Below are 17431 nucleotides of genomic sequence, written 5' to 3' on the forward strand. Positions count from 1 at the left end.
AATATCAAACCCCCTGGTCAATCTATCGAACAGCGTCCTGAAGCTATCAATCTGCGATTGGAGAATGGGCATTATGAGATTGATACGGTTCTGCTTACAAGGGTGAAAAATTATTGTTTACTGGTCTTAACTGATCGAAGGACTAGGCATCAAATTATCCGATTGATTCCAAATAAAAGTGCTGAGGCGGTCAATCAGGCTTTAAAACTCATCTTAAAACAAGACAAGATTCTGTCCATCACGGCAGATAATGGTACAGAATTTAACCGCTTGTCTGATGTATTTTCTGAGGAACATATCTATTATGCGCACCCCTATGCCTCTTGGGAGATTGAACCCTATTTCTCCAAACACCGCACCTATAAATGGCCGAAACGAGTACTTGTTAATGAGACTTTGTACGTCACTAAAACAGGTTGTCAATGGCGCATGCTCCCTCACGACTTTCCTCTTTACTTAACGGTATGGAGTTTCTTTCGTCGTTCTATGACGACAGGTTGGTTCCAGGTCAATGGCAGATGGTACTACGCGCTTATAGCTCAGGTGTCTTGGCAGTGAATACGACTGTAAATGGCTATTCTGTCAACTATAATGGCGAATGGGTTCAATAATGAAAGAAGCGATTGTGAATGGAAACAATCGCTTTTTTTGTGAAAATATAATAAAATAGATAGGAAAGAATTAATACTTGTATGAAAAATAAGACGTTTTTTCGTCTAGTAAAAGGAAAAAATGACAAAAAAAGTTGGTGTCGGTCAGGCACATAGTAAGACAATTTTAATAGGGGAACATGCGGTCGTTTACGGTTATCCTGCCATTTCCCTGCCTCTTTTGGAGGTGGAGGTGACCTGTAAGATAGTTCCTGCAGAGAGTCCTTGGCGCCTTTATGAGGAGGATACCTTGTCCATGGCGGTTTATGCTTCACTGGAGTATTTGGATATCACAGAAGCCTGCATTCGTTGTGAGATTGACTCGGCTATCCCTGAGAAACGGGGGATGGGTTCGTCAGCGGCTATCAGCATAGCGGCCATTCGTGCGGTATTTGACTACTATCAGGCTGATCTGCCTCATGATGTACTAGAAATCTTGGTCAATCGAGCTGAAATGATTGCCCATATGAATCCTAGTGGTTTGGATGCTAAGACTTGTCTCAGTGACCAACCTATTCGCTTTATTAAGAATGTAGGATTTACAGAGCTTGAGATGAACTTATCCGCCTATTTGGTGATTGCCGATACAGGTGTTTATGGTCACACTCGTGAATCCATTCAAGTAGTTCAAAATAAGGGCAAGGATGCCCTACCATTTTTTCATGCCTTGGGAGAATTGACCCAGCAGGCAGAGGATGCGATTTCACAAAAAGATGCTGAAGAACTGGGACAAATCCTCAGTCAAGCGCATTTACATTTAAAAGAAATTGGGGTCAGTAGCCCTGAGGCAGACCATCTGGTTGAAACGGCTCTTAGCCATGGTGCTCTGGGTGCCAAGATGAGCGGTGGTGGGCTAGGAGGCTGTATTATAGCCTTGGCAGATAATTTGACACACGCACAAGAATTAGCAGAAAGATTAGAAGAGAAAGGAGCTGTTCAGACATGGATAGAGAGCCTGTAACAGTACGTTCCTACGCAAATATTGCTATTATCAAATATTGGGGAAAGAAAAAAGAAAAAGAGATGGTGCCTGCTACTAGCAGTATTTCTCTAACTTTGGAAAATATGTATACAGAGACGACCTTGTCGCCTTTACCAGCCAATGTAACAGCTGACGAATTTTACATCAATGGTCAGCTACAAAATGAGGTCGAGCATGCCAAGATGAGTAAGATTATTGACCGTTATCGTCCAGCTGGTGAGGGCTTTGTCCGTATCGATACTCAAAATAATATGCCTACGGCAGCGGGCCTGTCCTCAAGTTCTAGTGGTTTGTCCGCCCTGGTCAAGGCTTGTAATACTTATTTCCAGCTTGGTTTGTCTCGGAGTCAGTTGGTACAGGAGGCTAAGTTTGCCTCAGGTTCTTCTTCTCGGAGTTTTTATGGACCACTAGGTGCCTGGGACAAGGATAGTGGGGGAATTTACCCTGTAGAGACAAACTTGAAACTAGCTATGATCATGTTGGTGCTAGAGGACAAGAAAAAACCAATCTCTAGCCGTGACGGGATGAAACTTTGTGTGGAGACTTCGACGACTTTTGACGACTGGGTTCGTCAGTCTGAGAAGGACTATCAGGATATGCTGATTTATCTCAAGGAAAATGACTTTGCCAAGATTGGAGAATTAACGGAGAAAAATGCTCTTGCTATGCACGCTACGACAAAAACAGCATCACCAGCCTTTTCTTATCTGACCGATTCATCTTATGAAGCGATGGACTTTGTTCGTCAACTTCGCGAGCAAGGAGAGGCCTGCTACTTTACTATGGATGCCGGTCCTAATGTCAAAGTTCTTTGTCAAGAGAAAGACTTGGAGCATTTATCAAAAATCTTCGGTCAACGTTACCGCTTGATTGTGTCAAAAACAAAGGATTTGAGTCAAGATGATTGCTGTTAAAACTTGTGGAAAGCTCTATTGGGCAGGTGAATATGCTATTTTAGAGCCCGGACAGTTGGCCTTGATAAAGGCCATTCCCATCTATATGAAGGGCGATATTGCTTTTTCTGACAGCTACCGTATTTATTCAGATCTGTTTGATTTCGCAGTAGATTTGGCGCCAAATTCTGACTACAGCTTGATTCAAGAAACGATTGCTTTAGTGGAAGATTTCCTGACTTATCGAGGTCAAACTTTAAGACATTTTTCTCTAGAAATTCGAGGAAAAATGGAACGGGAAGGGAAAAAGTTTGGTCTAGGTTCTAGCGGTAGCGTCGTTGTTTTGGTCATCAAGGCTCTGCTAGCTCTGTATAAGCTTTCGGTTGATCAGGAGCTCTTGTTCAAGCTGGCTAGCGCTGTCTTGCTCAAGCGCGGAGACAATGGGTCTATGGGGGACCTTGCCTGTATTGTGGCAGAGGATTTGGTTCTTTACCAGTCATTTGATCGCCAGCAGGTAGCAGCTTGGTTGAAAGAAGAAAATTTGGCGACTGTTTTAGAGCGTGATTGGGACTTTTCAATTTCACAAGTGAAACCAACTTTAGAATGTGATTTCCTAGTGGGATGGACCAAGGAAGTGGCTGTATCTAGTGATATGGTTCAACAAATCAAGCAAAATATCAATCAGAATTTTTTAAGTTCCTCAAAAGAAACAGTGGCTTCTCTGGTAGAAGCCTTGGAGCAGGGGAAATCCGAAAAAGTTATTGAGCAGGTGGAAACAGCCAGCAATCTCTTAGAAGGCTTGAGCGCAGATATTTATACGCCTTCGCTTAGACAGCTGAAAGAAGCCAGTCAAGATTTGCAAGCCGTTGCCAAAAGCAGTGGCGCTGGTGGTGGTGATTGTGGTATTGCCTTGAGTTTTGATGAGCAATCAACTGAAACCCTAAAAAACCGTTGGGCCGATCTGGGGATTGAGCTCTTATACCAAGAAAGGATAGGACATGACGACAAATCGTAAGGATGAGCACATCCGCTATGCCCTTGAGCAGAAAAGTTCCTATAATAGCTTTGATGAGGTGGAGCTGCTTCATTCTTCCTTGCCTCTTTACAATCTGGATGAAATCGATCTGTCGACAGAGTTTGCTGGTCGAAAGTGGGATTTTCCTTTTTATATCAATGCCATGACAGGTGGGAGTGAAAAAGGTAAAGAAATCAATCAAAAGTTGGCTCAAGTGGCAGAAGCCTGTGGTATTTTATTTGTAACGGGTTCTTATAGCGCAGCACTCAAAGATCCAGCAGATGACTCTTTTTCTGTCAAGTCTAGTCATCCCAATCTCCTCCTTGGAACCAATATTGGATTGGACAAGCCTGTCGAGTTAGGCCTTCAGACTGTAGAAGAGATGCATCCTCTTCTCCTGCAAGTGCATGTCAATGTCATGCAGGAATTGCTTATGCCTGAGGGAGAAAGGAAGTTCAGAAGCTGGCAATCGCATCTGGCAGACTATAGCCAGCAAATTCCTGTTCCTATTGTTCTCAAGGAAGTGGGATTTGGAATGGATGCCAAGACCATCGAGAGAGCCTATGAACTGGGTGTTCGTACAGTGGATTTATCAGGTCGTGGTGGCACCAGCTTTGCCTATATCGAAAACCGTCGCAGTGGCCAGCGTGATTACCTCAATCAATGGGGACAGTCTACCGTGCAGGCCCTACTCAACGCCCAAGAATGGAAAGACAAGGTCGAACTCTTGGTTAGTGGAGGCGTTCGGAATCCGCTGGATATGATTAAGTGTTTGGTCTTTGGTGCCAAAGCTGTAGGACTGTCACGAACAGTTCTGGAATTGGTTGAAACCTATTCAGTTGAAGAAGTGATTGGTATTGTTCAAGGCTGGAAAGACGATCTGCGTTTGATTATGTGTGCTCTTAATTGTGCCACCATAGCAGATTTGCAAAAAGTAGACTATCTTCTTTATGGAAAATTAAAAGAAGCAAAGGATCAGATGAAAAAGGCGTGACCACCGCCTTTTTTCCATCCTCAGACTGAGGTGACTTTTTTGAAGTGTGATAAAATAGAAAGGAGAGGATCAACCTATGAGAAAATTTAAAATCTTTTTATTTATCGAAGCCTGTCTTTTGACAGGAGCTCTGATTTTGATGGTTTCAGAGCATTTTTCGCGTTTTCTGCTGATTTTATTCCTCTTTTTGCTTTTGATTCGCTATTACACTGGTAAAGAGGGCAATAATCTTCTGTTAGTGGTGGCAAGCATTCTTTTCTTTTTCATCGTCATGCTCAATCCTTTTGTGATTCTAGCTATTTTTGTTGCGGTCATCTATAGTCTCTTTCTTCTTTACCCGATGATGAACCAGGAAAAAGAGCAGACAAATTTGGTTTTTGAAGAGGTTGTGACGGTTAAGAAGGAGAAAAATCGTTGGTTTGGCAATCTCCATCATTTTTCAAGTTATCAAACTTGCCAGTTTGATGATATCAATCTCTTTCGTCTCATGGGCAAGGACACCATTCATCTGGAGAGGGTGATTCTAACCAATCATGACAATGTCATTATCCTCAGAAAGATGGTAGGAACGACCAAAATCATTGTACCTGTAGATGTGGAAGTCAGCCTTAGCGTTAACTGTCTCTATGGGGATTTGAATTTTTTCAATCAGCCCAAGCGAGCCCTTCGCAATGAACACTATCATCAAGAAACAAGAGACTATCTCAAGAGTAACAAGAGTGTCAAGATTTTCTTGACTACTATGATTGGGGATGTGGAGGTGGTCAGAGGATGAAAAAACAAGCCTATGTAATCATTGCCATCACCTCTGTCCTCTTTGTCTTTTTTTTCTCCCACAGCTTACTGGAAATCCTTGACTTTGACTGGTCTATTTTCTTGCACGATGTCGAAAAAACAGAAAAATTTATCTTTTTATTGTTGGTATTCAGCATGTCCATGACCTTTCTCTTATCCCTGTTTTGGAGAGGTGTGGAAGAGCTTTCTCTAAGAAAAATGCAGGCTAATCTCAAGCGTTTGTTGGCAGGGAAAGAAGTGGTTCAGGTTGTAGATCCAGATTTGGATGCTAGTTTTAAGTCCTTATCTGGCAAACTTAACCTCTTGACAGAAGCGCTTCAAAAGGCTGAAAATCACAGCCTTGCTCAGGAAGAGGAAATCATCGAGAAGGAACGAAAGCGGATTGCTCGGGATTTGCACGATACAGTCAGTCAGGAGTTGTTTGCGGCTCACATGATTTTATCAGGCGTCAGTCAGCAGGCTTTGAAATTGGATAGAGAAAAGATGCAGATCCAGTTGCAGAGTGTCACAGCTATTTTAGAAACTGCCCAGAAGGACTTGAGAGTCTTGCTCCTGCACTTGCGACCAATTGAACTGGAGCAGAAGAGCTTGATAGAAGGGATTCAAATTCTCCTAAAAGAGCTTGAGGACAAGAGTGATCTCAAGGTTAGTCTCAAGCAGAATATGACGAAATTGCCCAAGAAGATTGAGGAGCATATCTTCCGCATTTTGCAGGAGTTGATTAGCAATACCCTCCGCCATGCCCAGGCCTCTTGTTTGGATGTCTATCTCTATCAGACAGACTTTGAATTGCAGCTGAAGGTGGTGGACAATGGGATTGGTTTCCAGTTAGGGAACTTAGACGACTTGAGTTATGGACTGCGAAATATCAAAGAGAGGGTTGAAGATATGGCTGGAACAGTTCAACTCTTGACAGCTCCCAAGCAAGGACTGGCAGTTGATATCCGTATTCCCCTGTTAGATAAGGAATGATAAAGGAGTAAAGATGAAAATTTTACTAGTAGATGACCATGAAATGGTCCGATTGGGCTTGAAAAGCTACTTTGATCTCCAAGATGATGTAGAAGTTGTGGGCGAGGCGGCAAACGGGTCTCAAGGTATTGACTTGGCCTTGAAATTGCGTCCGAATGTCATTGTCATGGATATTGTCATGCCTGAGATGAATGGAATTGACGCGACCTTGGCCATCCTTAAAGAATGGCCTGAAGCCAAGATTTTAATTGTGACTTCTTACTTGGACAATGAAAAAATCATGCCTGTCTTAGATGCAGGTGCTCGTGGCTATATGCTCAAGACTTCTAGTGCCGACGAACTGCTCCATGCTGTCCGTAAGGTGGCTGCTGGGGAGTTGGCCATTGAGCAAGAGGTCAGCAAAAAAGTCGAATACCACCGCAATCACATAGAACTACATGAGGACCTGACTGCGCGTGAGCGAGATGTTCTCCAACTCATCGCCAAGGGCTACGAAAATCAGCGTATCGCTGATGAACTTTTTATCTCTCTCAAGACGGTCAAGACCCATGTGTCCAATATCCTTGCCAAACTTGAAGTCAGCGATCGCACCCAGGCGGCTGTCTATGCCTTTCAGCACCATTTGGTGGGGTATGAAGAGTTTTAGATGAGTTTAGCAGATTTACTTGAGGAGCTAGAAGCAGCAAAAGACTCTAAAAAGCAAGACCCATGGAAGCCCATATGCGCCATCAATTTTCTTTTCTAGGTATTGCGGTGCCTGAAAGAAATAAACTCTATAAAAATATTTTCCAGAAGCGAAAAAACAAATATTATCGATTGGGATTTTGCAGATACTTGCTGGGAAAAAGAATCTAGAGAATACCAGTATGTGGCTGCTAACTATTTGAAAGCAATGCAGTCTTATTTAAGGGACAGCGATTTGCCTAAGCTAGAGCAGTTGGTTGTTACCAAGTCTTGGTGGGATACGGTGGATATCCTAGATCGAGTAGTAGGGAGTTTGGTGTATGAGAAGCAGGAACTGGAAAAAATAATCCTCCAATGGAGCCTGTCAGACAATATCTGGTTGAGACGCGTCGCTATTGACCACCAGTTATTAAGAAAAGAGAAGACCAATACTCAATTAATGGAAAAGATTCTCCTTCATAACTTGAACCAAACAGAATTTTTTACCAATAAAGCCATTGGCTGGACTCTGCGAGACTACTCCAAAACGAATCCAACTTGGGTAACATGCTTTATTGAGAAAAACAAGGAAAGAATGGCTGAACTTAGTATCAAAGAAGCAAGCAAGTACCTCTATCGTGATTGAAAAGCGCAGTCATTAATTGAAAAGTTTACCTGTTTATGTGATAATGGAGGGTATTTACAGAAGGTGGTAGATTTCTTGATTCTATAGTAGATTGAGAACTTTAGAATAGTATGCTATAATCACATTAGGAGGATAAAAATAATGAAGAAAACGTTTTATAAAAAATTGGGTATTTCAATTATTGCGAGTACTTTATTGGCTAGCCAGTTGTCGACAGTATCTGCTTTGACTGTTATTTCTAGTACAGGTGAAGAATATGAGGTGAGTGAAACATTACAGGAAAGTCCAGAAACTAATAATTTTTCACTTCCTGAGATTTCGCCAACATATGGTTCATATTACCAAAATCAATCAGAAGTAATTATCGGTAATGATGATTTGGTTAAAATTGATAATACTCTACAATATCCGTATTCAACTTCAGCTATGGTTTTGTCTGAGTACAATGGTGTAGCCAATGGAACGAATATAGAAGGAAGAGGAAGCGCGAATTTTATTAAAGATAATGTTTTAATTACAGCAGCTCATAACTTCTACAGTCATAAATATGGAAAAGAAGCGGATGCTATTTATGTACTTCCAGCAGCTAGTCCAGATCAGGAACCATTTGGAAAGATCAAGGTTAAGGAAGTTCGTTATTTGAAAGAATTTAGAACTTTAAATTCTAGAGATGCATCGAAATATGACTTGGCTCTATTAATTCTAGAAGAGCCTGTTGGCGCAAAATTGGGAACACTGGGGCTTCCAAATAGTCAGAAAAATTTGGCTGGAACACCAGTGACGATTACAGGATATCCATCATATGATTTTGGAATTCATCAAATGTATACAGATAAAAAACAAGTTTTAAGTGATGATGGTACTTTTTTGAATTATCAAGTTGATACTTTGGGGGGATCAAGTGGATCTGCTGTTTATGATGCTAGTCACCGTGTAGTCGGAGTACATACTTTGGGAGATGAAGCTAACCAAGTTAATAGCGCAGTAAAATTAAATGAACAGAATTTATCATTTATTTATTCAGTACTTAAAGGATATTCTCTTGAAGGATGGAAAAAATTAAGTGGCAGTTGGTACTATTATAAACAACATGATAAACAAACGGGTTGGCAGAAAATAGATGATACTTGGTACTATCTAGATGCTTCTGGTAAGATGCTTACAGATTGGCAAAAAGTAAATGGAAAATGGTATTATTTGGGAACCTCTGGTTCAATGGCAACAGGTTGGAAAAATGTACGAGGCAGATGGTATTACTTAGATAATAAAAATGGTGATATGAAGACTGGTTGGTATAAAGATGGTTCAACATGGTACTATCTAGATCCTACTAATGGAGACATGAAAACAGGTTGGATAAAAGTAGGAGGAAACTGGTATTATCTTAACTCAAGTGGAGCTATGGTAACAGGTAGCCAAACTATCGATGGTAAAGTTTATAATTTTGCTTCATCTGGTGAGTGGATTTAATATTGGAGGACATATAAATGAAACTTTTGAAAAAAACTATGCAAGTTGGACTGACAGCATTTTTCTTTGGTTTGCTAGCTACAAATACTGTTTTTGCGGATACCACAGGTGGCCAATTTGTTGATAAGGATAATAGAAAATATTATGTAAAAGATGCTCATAAAGCAATCTATTGGCATAAAATAGACGGAAAAACTTACTATTTTGGTGATAAAGGAGAAATGGTAGTTGGATGGCAATACTTAGAAATTCCTGGAACAGGTTATCGTGATGATTTATTAGATAACCAACCAGTTAATGAAATCGGCCTTCAACACAAGTGGTACTATTTTGGACAAGATGGGGTACTACAAGAATTTGTTGGCTGGAAAGCATTAGAGATTAAAACAAAAGACAGTGTTGGAAAAGAGTACGGGGAAAAACGTGAAGATTCAGAAGATTCAGAAGATAAAGAAGAGAAGCGTTATTACACGAACTATTACTTTAATCAGAATCATTCTTTAGAGACAGGTTGGCTTTATGATCAGTCTAACTGGTATTATCTAGCTAAAACAGAAATTAATGGAGAAAACTATATTGGTGGTGAAAGACGTGCAGGTTGGATAAATGATGGTTCAGCTTGGTACTACCTTGATCCAACAACTGCTGCAATGCAAACAGGATGGCAATATCTAGGTAATAACTGGTACTATCTCCGTTCATCAGGTGCTATGGCAACTGGTTGGGTGAAAGATGGTTCAACTTGGTATTATCTAGATGCTCAAAATGGTGATATGAAGACAGGTTGGGCTTATGTTGGTAACAGTTGGTACTACCTTCGTTCATCAGGTGCAATGTCTACTGGTTGGGTGAAAGATGGTTCAACTTGGTACTACCTAAATGCAAGTAATGGAGATATGAAGACAGGCTGGTTCCAAGTCAATGGTAAATGGTACTATGCCTATGGTTCAGGTGCTTTAGCTGTTAATACCACAGTAGGTGGTTACTACTTAAACTATAATGGCGAATGGGTTAAGTAATGAAGGCTAATGGTAAACTGTGATGGATATTTAACTTTGTATAATAGGTGGATAAAAGTCTTTAAAATAGGAAAAAACGCATAATATTAGGTGAACTGCACCCCAAAAGTTAGACAGACAAAATCTAACTTTTGGGGTATTTTTATTATGAAATTAACTTATGATGATAAAGTTCAGATCTATGAACTTAGAAAACAAGGATATAGCTTAGAGAAGCTTTCAAATAAATTTGGGATAAACAATTCTAATATTAGGTATATGATTAAATTGATTGATCGTTACGGAATAGAGTTCGTCAAAAAAGGAAAAAATCGTTACTATTCTCCTGATTTAAAACAAGAAATGATTGATAAAGTCATACATGAAGGCTGGACTAAAGATAGAGTTTCTCTTGAATACGGCCTCCCAAGTCGTACGATACTTCTTAATTGGCTAGCACAATACAAGAAAAACGGGTATACTATTGTTGAGAAAACAAGAGGGAGAGTACCTAAAATGGGACGTAAGCCAAAAAAGAGACCTGAAGAGAGGACAGAATTAGAACGTCTTCAAGCAGAAAATGAGTACCTGAGAGCGGAGAATGCCATCCTAAAAAAGTTAAGAGAACTCCGATTGAAGGAGGAAAAAGAGAAAGAAGAGAAAGAAGAAAGACAGAAATTGTTCAAGAATTAATGACTGAGTTTTCGTTAGATCTTCTTTTAAAAGCCATTAAACTAGCTCGTTCGACCTACTACTATCACTTGAAACAGCTAGATAAACCAGATAAGGACCAAGAGCTTAAAGCTGAAATTCAATCCATCTTTATCGAACACAAGGGAAATTATGCTTATCGTCGGATTTATTTAGAACTAAGAAATCGTGGTTATCTAGTAAATCATAAAAGAGTTCAAGGCTTGATGAAAGTACTCAATTTACAAGCTAAAATGCGACAGAAACGAAAATATTCTTCTCATAAAGGAGACGTTTAAAGGAGACGTTGGTAAGAAAGCAGAGAATCTCATTCAACGTCAATTTGAAGGCTCTAAAACAATGGAAAAGTGCTACACAGATGTGACAGAATTTGCCATTCCAGCAAGTACTCAAAAGCTTTACTTATCACCAGTTTTAGATGGCTTTAATAGTGAAATTATCGCCTATAATCTTTCAACTTCACCCAACTTAGAACAAGTACAAACAATGTTGGAACAGGCATTCACAGAGAAGCACTACGAGAATACGATTCTCCATAGTGACCAAGGCTGGCAATATCAACACGATTCTTATCATCGGTTCCTAGAGAGTAAGGGAATTCAAGCATCCATGTCACGCAAGGGCAACAGCCCAGACAACGGCATGATGGAATCTTTCTTTGGGATTCTGAAATCGGAAATGTTTTACGGTTATGAGAAGTCGTTTCAGTCGCTTAAGCAATTGGAACAAGCTATTGTAGACTATATTGATTACTACAACAATAAACGAATTAAGGTAAAACTAAAAGGACTTAGTCCTGTGCAGTACAGAACTAAATCCTTTGGATAAATTAATTGTCTAACTTTTGGGGGTCAGTACATATGCTACGGGAAAGTTATGCACTTAATTTGACAATTCAAGATGTAAAAATATATACTAATATTTGACAAGTTGTCCTAAAAATGTTGTTATGTTATGGATTGATCGAATCTAACTAAAGGATCCTATTCAATTACTAGAACTATCACATACTCAAGGTCAGCTCACAGATGAGCAACTATTTTGGTTACAATACCTACTAAATTTAAGTCAAACAAATAATTTAGTCAAAATTAAAAAAATAGAGGAACATAAATATGATTACAAAACGGAATGTAATAGTGTTCTACGATTTTTACTAGATAAAACTGTAAATTCTGAAGGAAGGATCACTTCTTCAACAGAATTTGGAAATTTCGTAAGTAATTTATCATTCCAACACGGAATAGCTGGACTACTGTTTCCTCTAAATAAATTGCCCCCCCCCAGAACTGGATTCTAAAATACTCTCTATCATCAAGAAAGCAGTGACAATTAGAACGACACACACATATGAATATCAATACTCGCTGCTATTTGGTGATTCAGGCTATCTATGGTTACTCCTACATTTATTTTCTATCAGTAAAAATCAATACTATCTACAATTAGCAAACGTCACCGCTAAGAAATTAATAGAGAATTATGATACTCTAGAGGAAATAGACTTTGCATTGAGAAAATCTGGTGTCCTATTGTCATTAATAAAATACTATCAATTTACCAATGACAATACTCTTAAAATTTTCATCCACAATAGTATAGGGGAAATTTAGCATTATTTCCTACAAAGAGATACAGCCAAAGAAAGCATTTTAGACTATAGCTTTGCTCATGGATATTGTGGAATTGCATAGGCTTTATTTGCCTATTCTAAAGTCTTAGAACCTTCTATGTTCTATAATGATCTCCATACATTCCATACTGAATTAAAAAAATTATTAGAAAAAGTTACTTCTAATACTAAAAATTTAGGAAATTTACAACTTTCTTGGTGCAAAGGAATTTCCGGAATAATCTTATATCTTTGTATGTACGATTGTGACGGAAACAAAGATATTATTAGTAAATATCAATAATTTGTTTTTAACCATCATCTAAAAATGATGACAGGATATTGCCACGGAATAACTAGCTTACTACAAACCACTGTCTACAATCAAAACAAATTACTGATGAAAAAAATCCAACAGGTAATTTTAGCATGTTCTGAACGAGATGATCACGATTTACTGATGTTTCAAGGAGATAGGAGTAAAGCAGATTTGTTTGAAGCATGGGGGTATATTGGTGTCTATTAAATAATAAATTCCCATTCGATGTGCAGAAATAAGGAGAAAAGTATGAAATTATTTTGGACAAACAACATATATAGACAGTTGCTGCTAAACAGCTGTTTTTCATCATTCGGCGACAGTATTTTCTACCTCGCCATTATCAATTATGTGGCTCAGTACAATTTCGCTCCGCTAGCGATTTTACTGATTTCCATTTCAGAGGTGGTTCCCCTACTATCGCAACTCTTTCTCGGAATTCTAGGAGATTTTCAAGAAAATAGAGTCAAACACGCACTCTGGATTGCCAAAATCAAAATCCTGCTCTACGCTATTTTGACAGTATTTCTCGTCTTGTCGCCCTTTTCATTAGTTTCAGTCATTATGATTGTCATCATCAACCTTATCTCTGACACCTTGAGCTACCTGTCTGCCTACATGATGAACGCCCTCTACATCAGTATAATTAAGGACGACCTGCATGATGCCATGGGGTTCAGGCAGTCTCTGATGAGGGTTGTCCGCATTGTCGCCAATCTAGCTGGTGCATTCCTTATCAATGTTATGAGTATTCAAACTATTTCCCTTATCAACACTCTGACTTTTGTCATTGCCTTTTGGGGCCTGTATGTTATTCGACATACCTTGTATGAGGTTGAAAAAAGGATTGAAATGTCACATACAGCACTGAGTTTTAAGAAATATTTTCAACATCTTAAACAGTCGCTGGCTGTGCTCCTGAGGTTAAAAGATACCGTCATACTACTGTTTCTGACGACCAGTATGATTGCCATCTTGGATGTGTCTCCTCGGTTGATTGCCCTCCGCTTCATCCAACAGACACTAGCACAACTGAGCATTGGGCAACTCCTCGCCCTGCTCTCCATCATCATTTCTTGTGGAGCTATCCTTGGCAATATGACCAGCAGTAATCTATTTAAAAATATCCGTTTCACGCACCTCTTGGTTTTCTGTGAGATTTCCCTATTGGCTCTAATAACTAGTATCCTTTGTCAAGCCTATATCGTAATTTTCATGACCAGTTTCATCAGTTCTACGATTATCGGCATTCTCAGCCCTCGCCTACAAGCAGCTGTCTTTGCCTATATCCCCAGCGACAAGATGGGGACGGTGGGCTCTGCTCTGAGCACAGTGGACATTCTCGCCCCGTCCCTGCTCTCCCTATTAGCCCTATCCATAGCATCGAGCGTTTCGGTGCAGTTAGCATTGATATTTTTGTATCTTATTTTGATTGCTCTTATCTTTTGTCAATGGTTAGTCAAGTTCAACACTCATAACTAACGAAAAAGCATGTGTAGATTTCACATGCTTTTAATCTCCCCAATCGTCAGGTCAAGTACAACAAAGTCACTTCTTTGATTAAGCGAGTGTTCTAATATAATTATAAGCTCCCTGTCATTACCGAACCCATTCGCCATTATAATTGACAGAATAGCCGTCTACGGTCGTATTCACTGCCAAAGCACCTGAGCTATAAGCATAATACCATTTGCCATTGACCTGGAACCAACCTGTCTTCATATCTCCATTACTTGCATTTAGGTAGTACCAAGTTGAACCATCCTTATACCAGCCAGTGGCCATTGCTCCTGATGAACGGAGGTAGTACCAGTTATTACCTAGATATTGCCATCCTATTTGCATGATGCCAGTTGCTGGATCTAGGTAGTACCATGGAGCCGCTTTAAGCTTCTCTTCATCATAGGTTAGAGGATAATCCTTGATCCAACCACGTGCTATCTCCCCAACAGGCAATCTGTTGATGCGAGAATCAAAGCCACCATCCTTCTGCAAATAATACCAGTCCCCATTATCATAAACCCAACCAGTTTTTAAGGTGTGATAACTACGCTGATCTTCAAAATAATAGACTCGTTTCTCTGCTGGGCTATCATATTGTTCCCCATGATGTTTGTTGGTATTTGTAGCAGTTTTTGCTTCTAACACTTGCTTGCCAACAAATTCTTGTAGTACCCCATCTTGACCAAAGTAAAACCAATCTGGTCTAAAAGCAATATCTTTCCTTAGAGAAGAACCAATCGTAACCCCTTCGTATGGAGCAGGTATATATTGCCAGCCGACAACCATCTCTCCAGATAAAGAATCAAAATAATAGTACTTACCATCAATCACTCGCCAGTCCGTTTCTTTGAGGTCCCCCTTCTTGTAGTAGGTTCTTCCGTTTTCTTGGACAAAATGCCATCCTTCAGAATCATCTGCAAATACTACATTTGTAGCTAGAAAACCAAAGAATATTGCTGCTAATCCAACTTGCATCATTTTTTTCAAAAGTTTCATGTATATACCCTCCAATATTAAATCCACTCACCAGATGAAGCGAAATTATAAATTTTACCATCGATAGTTTGGCTACCTGTAACCATTGCTCCAGAGGAATTGAGATAATACCAGTTTCCTCCTACTTTTATCCAACCTGTTTTCATGTCTCCATTAGTAGGATCTAAATAGTACCATGTTGAACCATCTTTATACCAACCAGTCTTCATATCACCATTGGTCTTATCTAAATAATACCATCTTCCTCGTACATATTTCCAACCTGTGGACATTGAACCAGAGGTTTCAAGATAATACCATTTGCCATTTATACTTTGCCAACCTGTTTGTTTATTACTATTCTTATAATAATACCAAGTATCACTAATCAACTTCCATCCATCAATAGAATGCCCTTTAATAACAGAGTAGATGAAAGATAGAGCCTTCTCATTTAACTTAACAGCATAATTCATCTGTTCTGCCTTACTCCCATTGGTATGAACTCCGACAACCCTATTGGTAGAATCATATACTGCTGAACCGCTTGCACCACGCAAAGTATCTACTTGATAGAATAAAAAATCATTTGTATCTTGAAGTATCGTTTTTGTATCAGTATACATCTGCTTAATATCCTTATTAACAGCAGAATATCCCGTAACTGTTACATCTAGATTTTTAGTATTTTCTAAATTATTGGGAAGTCCTAACGTCCCCAATTGAGCGCCAATCGGTTCTTCCAAAATTAAAACTGCTAAGTCATAGGTAGTAAGCTCATCTGGATCAGTATTTCGAAATTCTTTTAAATAGCGAGCTTCTTTTACTTTTATCCGACCAAACGGCACACTATTTGGAGTACGAGCAGGAGTAACATATAGTTCTTCTGCATCTTTACCAAACTCATGTTTATAAATATTATGAGCAGCAGTAATAAGGACATTATCCTTTATAAAATTGGCACTCCCTCGATAAGTTACATCTTTACCATTTTTCACACCACGAAATTCTTACTCTACATAAGCTGATGTAGAGTAAGGATATTGTAAAGTATTTTTTACCTTAACTAAATCATTTTTACCAATAATGACTTCTGACTGATTTGTATAATATTGACCATAAGTCGGTGAAACATCGGGAAGTGAAAAATTATTAGTTCCTGGACTCTCTTGTAATGTTTCACTTACCTCATACTCCTCGCCTGTACTTGAAATAACAGTCAAAGCAGATACTGTCGATAGCAGGCTAGCTAATAAAGTACCCGCAATAATTGAAATACCGAATTTGCGATAAAATGTTTTCTTCATTATTTTATCCTCCTAAAAAAATTGTAACACATCTGTTCGTCCCTGTCAATATAGTAAATTGAAATAAGATGTGAACAAATCGATTAGGAAAGTTAAATTAATTTCTAGAAAAGTTTTAGCAGTTGTGGTGTACCATTCTAGTTTCAATCCACTATACAAAGAAAAAAACGGAAAGACATCCCTTTCTCCATTTGAAAAAAGCAGTTACACAACTGCAACTGCTTTTCTATTCTTGCATGGTGTAACCAACACCACGCACGGTTTTAATGTAGCTTTTTTGACCTTTTACATCAAGCTTGCTACGTAGATAACGGATATAGACATCTACGATATTTGTCTCGGTCCCACTTTCATACTTCCAGACACTTTCCAACAACTGCTCACGAGTCAGAACTTTCTTGCTTCCCATAAGTGTCGCCAAAAGGTCATACTCACGGCGAGTCAGAGCAATCATCTCTTCACCACGATAAACCGTGTGATGTTCAACATCTATCCTAAGATTGCGGTAGGTCCTTGGAACTTTCATCAGACTGCAGTGTTGATCAATGAAGTCCCGACCTCGGAAGATCGCCGAAATACGCGCTACCAGATTTTCGATAAGGACTGGCTTATAGATGTATGAAACTGCAAAACGCTGAACAACTTCCAGCTCTTCTTGCAAGTCTTCCCAATGATCTAAAATCATGATGACTGAGGCTGGCTTAGTTCGACTCAGCTTATCTGCAAAATCCTGGGCTGTCATATCCCCCAGATGAGCATTCAATAAAATCAAGTCATAGTCTGTCTGAAGAGCCATGGAGAAGGCTTTTTGCCCCTCCTCAACCTGATCAACTCGGTATTGCTCTTTTTGGAGTTCCAAACTTAAAAAATGAGCTAGATTTCGTTCTTTCTCAAGTAATAAAATCCGTTTCCCCATGGCAGACCTA

12 protein-coding genes and 6 pseudogenes are annotated in these 17431 nt (G+C 39.3%); 15 read left to right on the top strand and 3 right to left on the bottom strand.

Annotation, left to right across the window (positions count from 1 at the left end; genetic code table 11):
- The 15 genes and pseudogenes from HT723_RS01895 to HT723_RS01965 form a co-directional block, all read left to right on the top strand.
- Positions 1 to 330: pseudogene (locus HT723_RS01895) on the top strand (IS30 family transposase); the annotation flags it as partial.
- Positions 331 to 611, top strand: a pseudogene (locus HT723_RS11790) (transposase).
- A 121-nt stretch (positions 612 to 732) separates the two neighbouring features.
- Complete coding sequence (gene mvk, locus HT723_RS01905; RefSeq protein WP_172934512.1) at positions 733 to 1611, top strand: mevalonate kinase; 879 nt, start codon at positions 733 to 735, stop codon at positions 1609 to 1611.
- A complete protein-coding gene (gene mvaD, locus HT723_RS01910; protein WP_172934513.1) occupies positions 1593 to 2546 on the top strand; it encodes a diphosphomevalonate decarboxylase in 954 nt (317 codons plus the stop codon). The genes mvk and mvaD overlap by 19 nt, the downstream gene beginning before the upstream one ends.
- The gene (locus HT723_RS01915) at positions 2533 to 3540 is read left to right on the top strand and encodes a phosphomevalonate kinase (protein WP_000562398.1); all 1008 of its coding nucleotides are present in this window, start codon (positions 2533 to 2535) and stop codon (positions 3538 to 3540) included. Before mvaD ends, HT723_RS01915 begins: the two co-directional genes overlap by 14 nt.
- Positions 3524 to 4534, top strand: a complete 1011-nt coding sequence (gene fni / locus HT723_RS01920; protein ID WP_000210663.1) for a type 2 isopentenyl-diphosphate Delta-isomerase — start codon at positions 3524 to 3526, stop codon at positions 4532 to 4534. The genes HT723_RS01915 and fni overlap by 17 nt, the downstream gene beginning before the upstream one ends.
- 76 nt (positions 4535 to 4610) lie before the next feature.
- Positions 4611 to 5309: a cell wall-active antibiotics response protein LiaF gene (gene liaF / locus HT723_RS01925; RefSeq protein WP_001224643.1), complete on the top strand. Its 699-nt coding sequence runs from the start codon at positions 4611 to 4613 to the stop codon at positions 5307 to 5309.
- On the top strand, positions 5306 to 6301 hold the full coding sequence (locus HT723_RS01930; protein ID WP_000743655.1) for a sensor histidine kinase: 996 nt from the start codon (positions 5306 to 5308) through the stop codon (positions 6299 to 6301). The genes liaF and HT723_RS01930 overlap by 4 nt, the downstream gene beginning before the upstream one ends.
- A 13-nt stretch (positions 6302 to 6314) precedes the next feature.
- Positions 6315 to 6947: a response regulator transcription factor gene (locus HT723_RS01935; RefSeq protein ID WP_172934514.1), complete on the top strand. Its 633-nt coding sequence runs from the start codon at positions 6315 to 6317 to the stop codon at positions 6945 to 6947.
- Positions 6948 to 7610 (top strand): annotated as a pseudogene (locus HT723_RS01945) (DNA alkylation repair protein).
- A 426-nt stretch (positions 7611 to 8036) separates the two neighbouring features.
- On the top strand, positions 8037 to 9080 hold the full coding sequence (locus HT723_RS01950) for a serine protease (RefSeq protein ID WP_202795742.1): 1044 nt from the start codon (positions 8037 to 8039) through the stop codon (positions 9078 to 9080).
- Between the two features lie 17 nt (positions 9081 to 9097).
- Positions 9098 to 10099 carry a choline-binding protein CbpJ gene (gene cbpJ / locus HT723_RS01955; protein ID WP_119942540.1) on the top strand — a complete coding sequence of 334 codons (1002 nt, stop codon included), beginning with the start codon at positions 9098 to 9100 and terminating at the stop codon, positions 10097 to 10099.
- A gap of 147 nt (positions 10100 to 10246) precedes the next feature.
- Positions 10247 to 11617, top strand: a pseudogene (locus HT723_RS01960) (IS3 family transposase).
- Between the two features lie 497 nt (positions 11618 to 12114).
- Positions 12115 to 12452 (top strand): annotated as a pseudogene (locus HT723_RS11435) (lantibiotic-modifying protein).
- Positions 12453 to 12969: 517 nt separating this feature from the next.
- Positions 12970 to 14202 carry an MFS transporter gene (locus HT723_RS01965; protein WP_000765697.1) on the top strand — a complete coding sequence of 411 codons (1233 nt, stop codon included), beginning with the start codon at positions 12970 to 12972 and terminating at the stop codon, positions 14200 to 14202.
- 117 nt (positions 14203 to 14319) lie between these two features.
- Here the strand turns inward: HT723_RS01965 and HT723_RS01970 are convergent, their stop codons facing one another.
- The 3 genes and pseudogenes from HT723_RS01970 to HT723_RS01985 form a co-directional block, all read right to left on the bottom strand.
- Positions 14320 to 15219, bottom strand: coding sequence for a choline-binding protein CbpF (locus HT723_RS01970; RefSeq protein WP_100104802.1), 900 nt, complete (start codon positions 15217 to 15219; stop codon positions 14320 to 14322).
- 17 nt (positions 15220 to 15236) lie between these two features.
- A pseudogene (locus HT723_RS01975) lies at positions 15237 to 16505 on the bottom strand (trypsin-like peptidase domain-containing protein).
- Positions 16506 to 16731: 226 nt separating this feature from the next.
- Positions 16732 to 17421 (bottom strand): response regulator transcription factor, encoded by a 690-nt coding sequence (locus HT723_RS01985; protein WP_000518020.1) that lies wholly within the window; start codon positions 17419 to 17421, stop codon positions 16732 to 16734.
- Positions 17422 to 17431: the final 10 nt, after the last annotated feature.

It is taken from the genome of Streptococcus sp. 2106, from assembly GCF_013277315.1.
GTDB classification, from domain to species: Bacteria; Bacillota; Bacilli; order Lactobacillales; family Streptococcaceae; genus Streptococcus; species Streptococcus pseudopneumoniae.

What these genes read in the sequence shown, in the direction of transcription:
- HT723_RS01965 (WP_000765697.1), top strand. Translation starts at nt 12,970, where the DNA reads ATGAAATTATTTTGGACAAACAACATATATAGACAGTTGCTGCTAAAC.
- cbpJ (WP_119942540.1), top strand. Translation starts at nt 9,098, where the DNA reads ATGAAACTTTTGAAAAAAACTATGCAAGTTGGACTGACAGCATTTTTC.
- fni (WP_000210663.1), top strand. Translation starts at nt 3,524, where the DNA reads ATGACGACAAATCGTAAGGATGAGCACATCCGCTATGCCCTTGAGCAG.
- HT723_RS01970 (WP_100104802.1), bottom strand. Translation starts at nt 15,219, where the DNA reads ATGAAACTTTTGAAAAAAATGATGCAAGTTGGATTAGCAGCAATATTC.
- mvaD (WP_172934513.1), top strand. Translation starts at nt 1,593, where the DNA reads ATGGATAGAGAGCCTGTAACAGTACGTTCCTACGCAAATATTGCTATT.
- HT723_RS01930 (WP_000743655.1), top strand. Translation starts at nt 5,306, where the DNA reads ATGAAAAAACAAGCCTATGTAATCATTGCCATCACCTCTGTCCTCTTT.
- mvk (WP_172934512.1), top strand. Translation starts at nt 733, where the DNA reads ATGACAAAAAAAGTTGGTGTCGGTCAGGCACATAGTAAGACAATTTTA.
- HT723_RS01950 (WP_202795742.1), top strand. Translation starts at nt 8,037, where the DNA reads ATGGTTTTGTCTGAGTACAATGGTGTAGCCAATGGAACGAATATAGAA.
- liaF (WP_001224643.1), top strand. Translation starts at nt 4,611, where the DNA reads ATGAGAAAATTTAAAATCTTTTTATTTATCGAAGCCTGTCTTTTGACA.
- HT723_RS01915 (WP_000562398.1), top strand. Translation starts at nt 2,533, where the DNA reads ATGATTGCTGTTAAAACTTGTGGAAAGCTCTATTGGGCAGGTGAATAT.
- HT723_RS01935 (WP_172934514.1), top strand. Translation starts at nt 6,315, where the DNA reads ATGAAAATTTTACTAGTAGATGACCATGAAATGGTCCGATTGGGCTTG.
- HT723_RS01985 (WP_000518020.1), bottom strand. Translation starts at nt 17,421, where the DNA reads ATGGGGAAACGGATTTTATTACTTGAGAAAGAACGAAATCTAGCTCAT.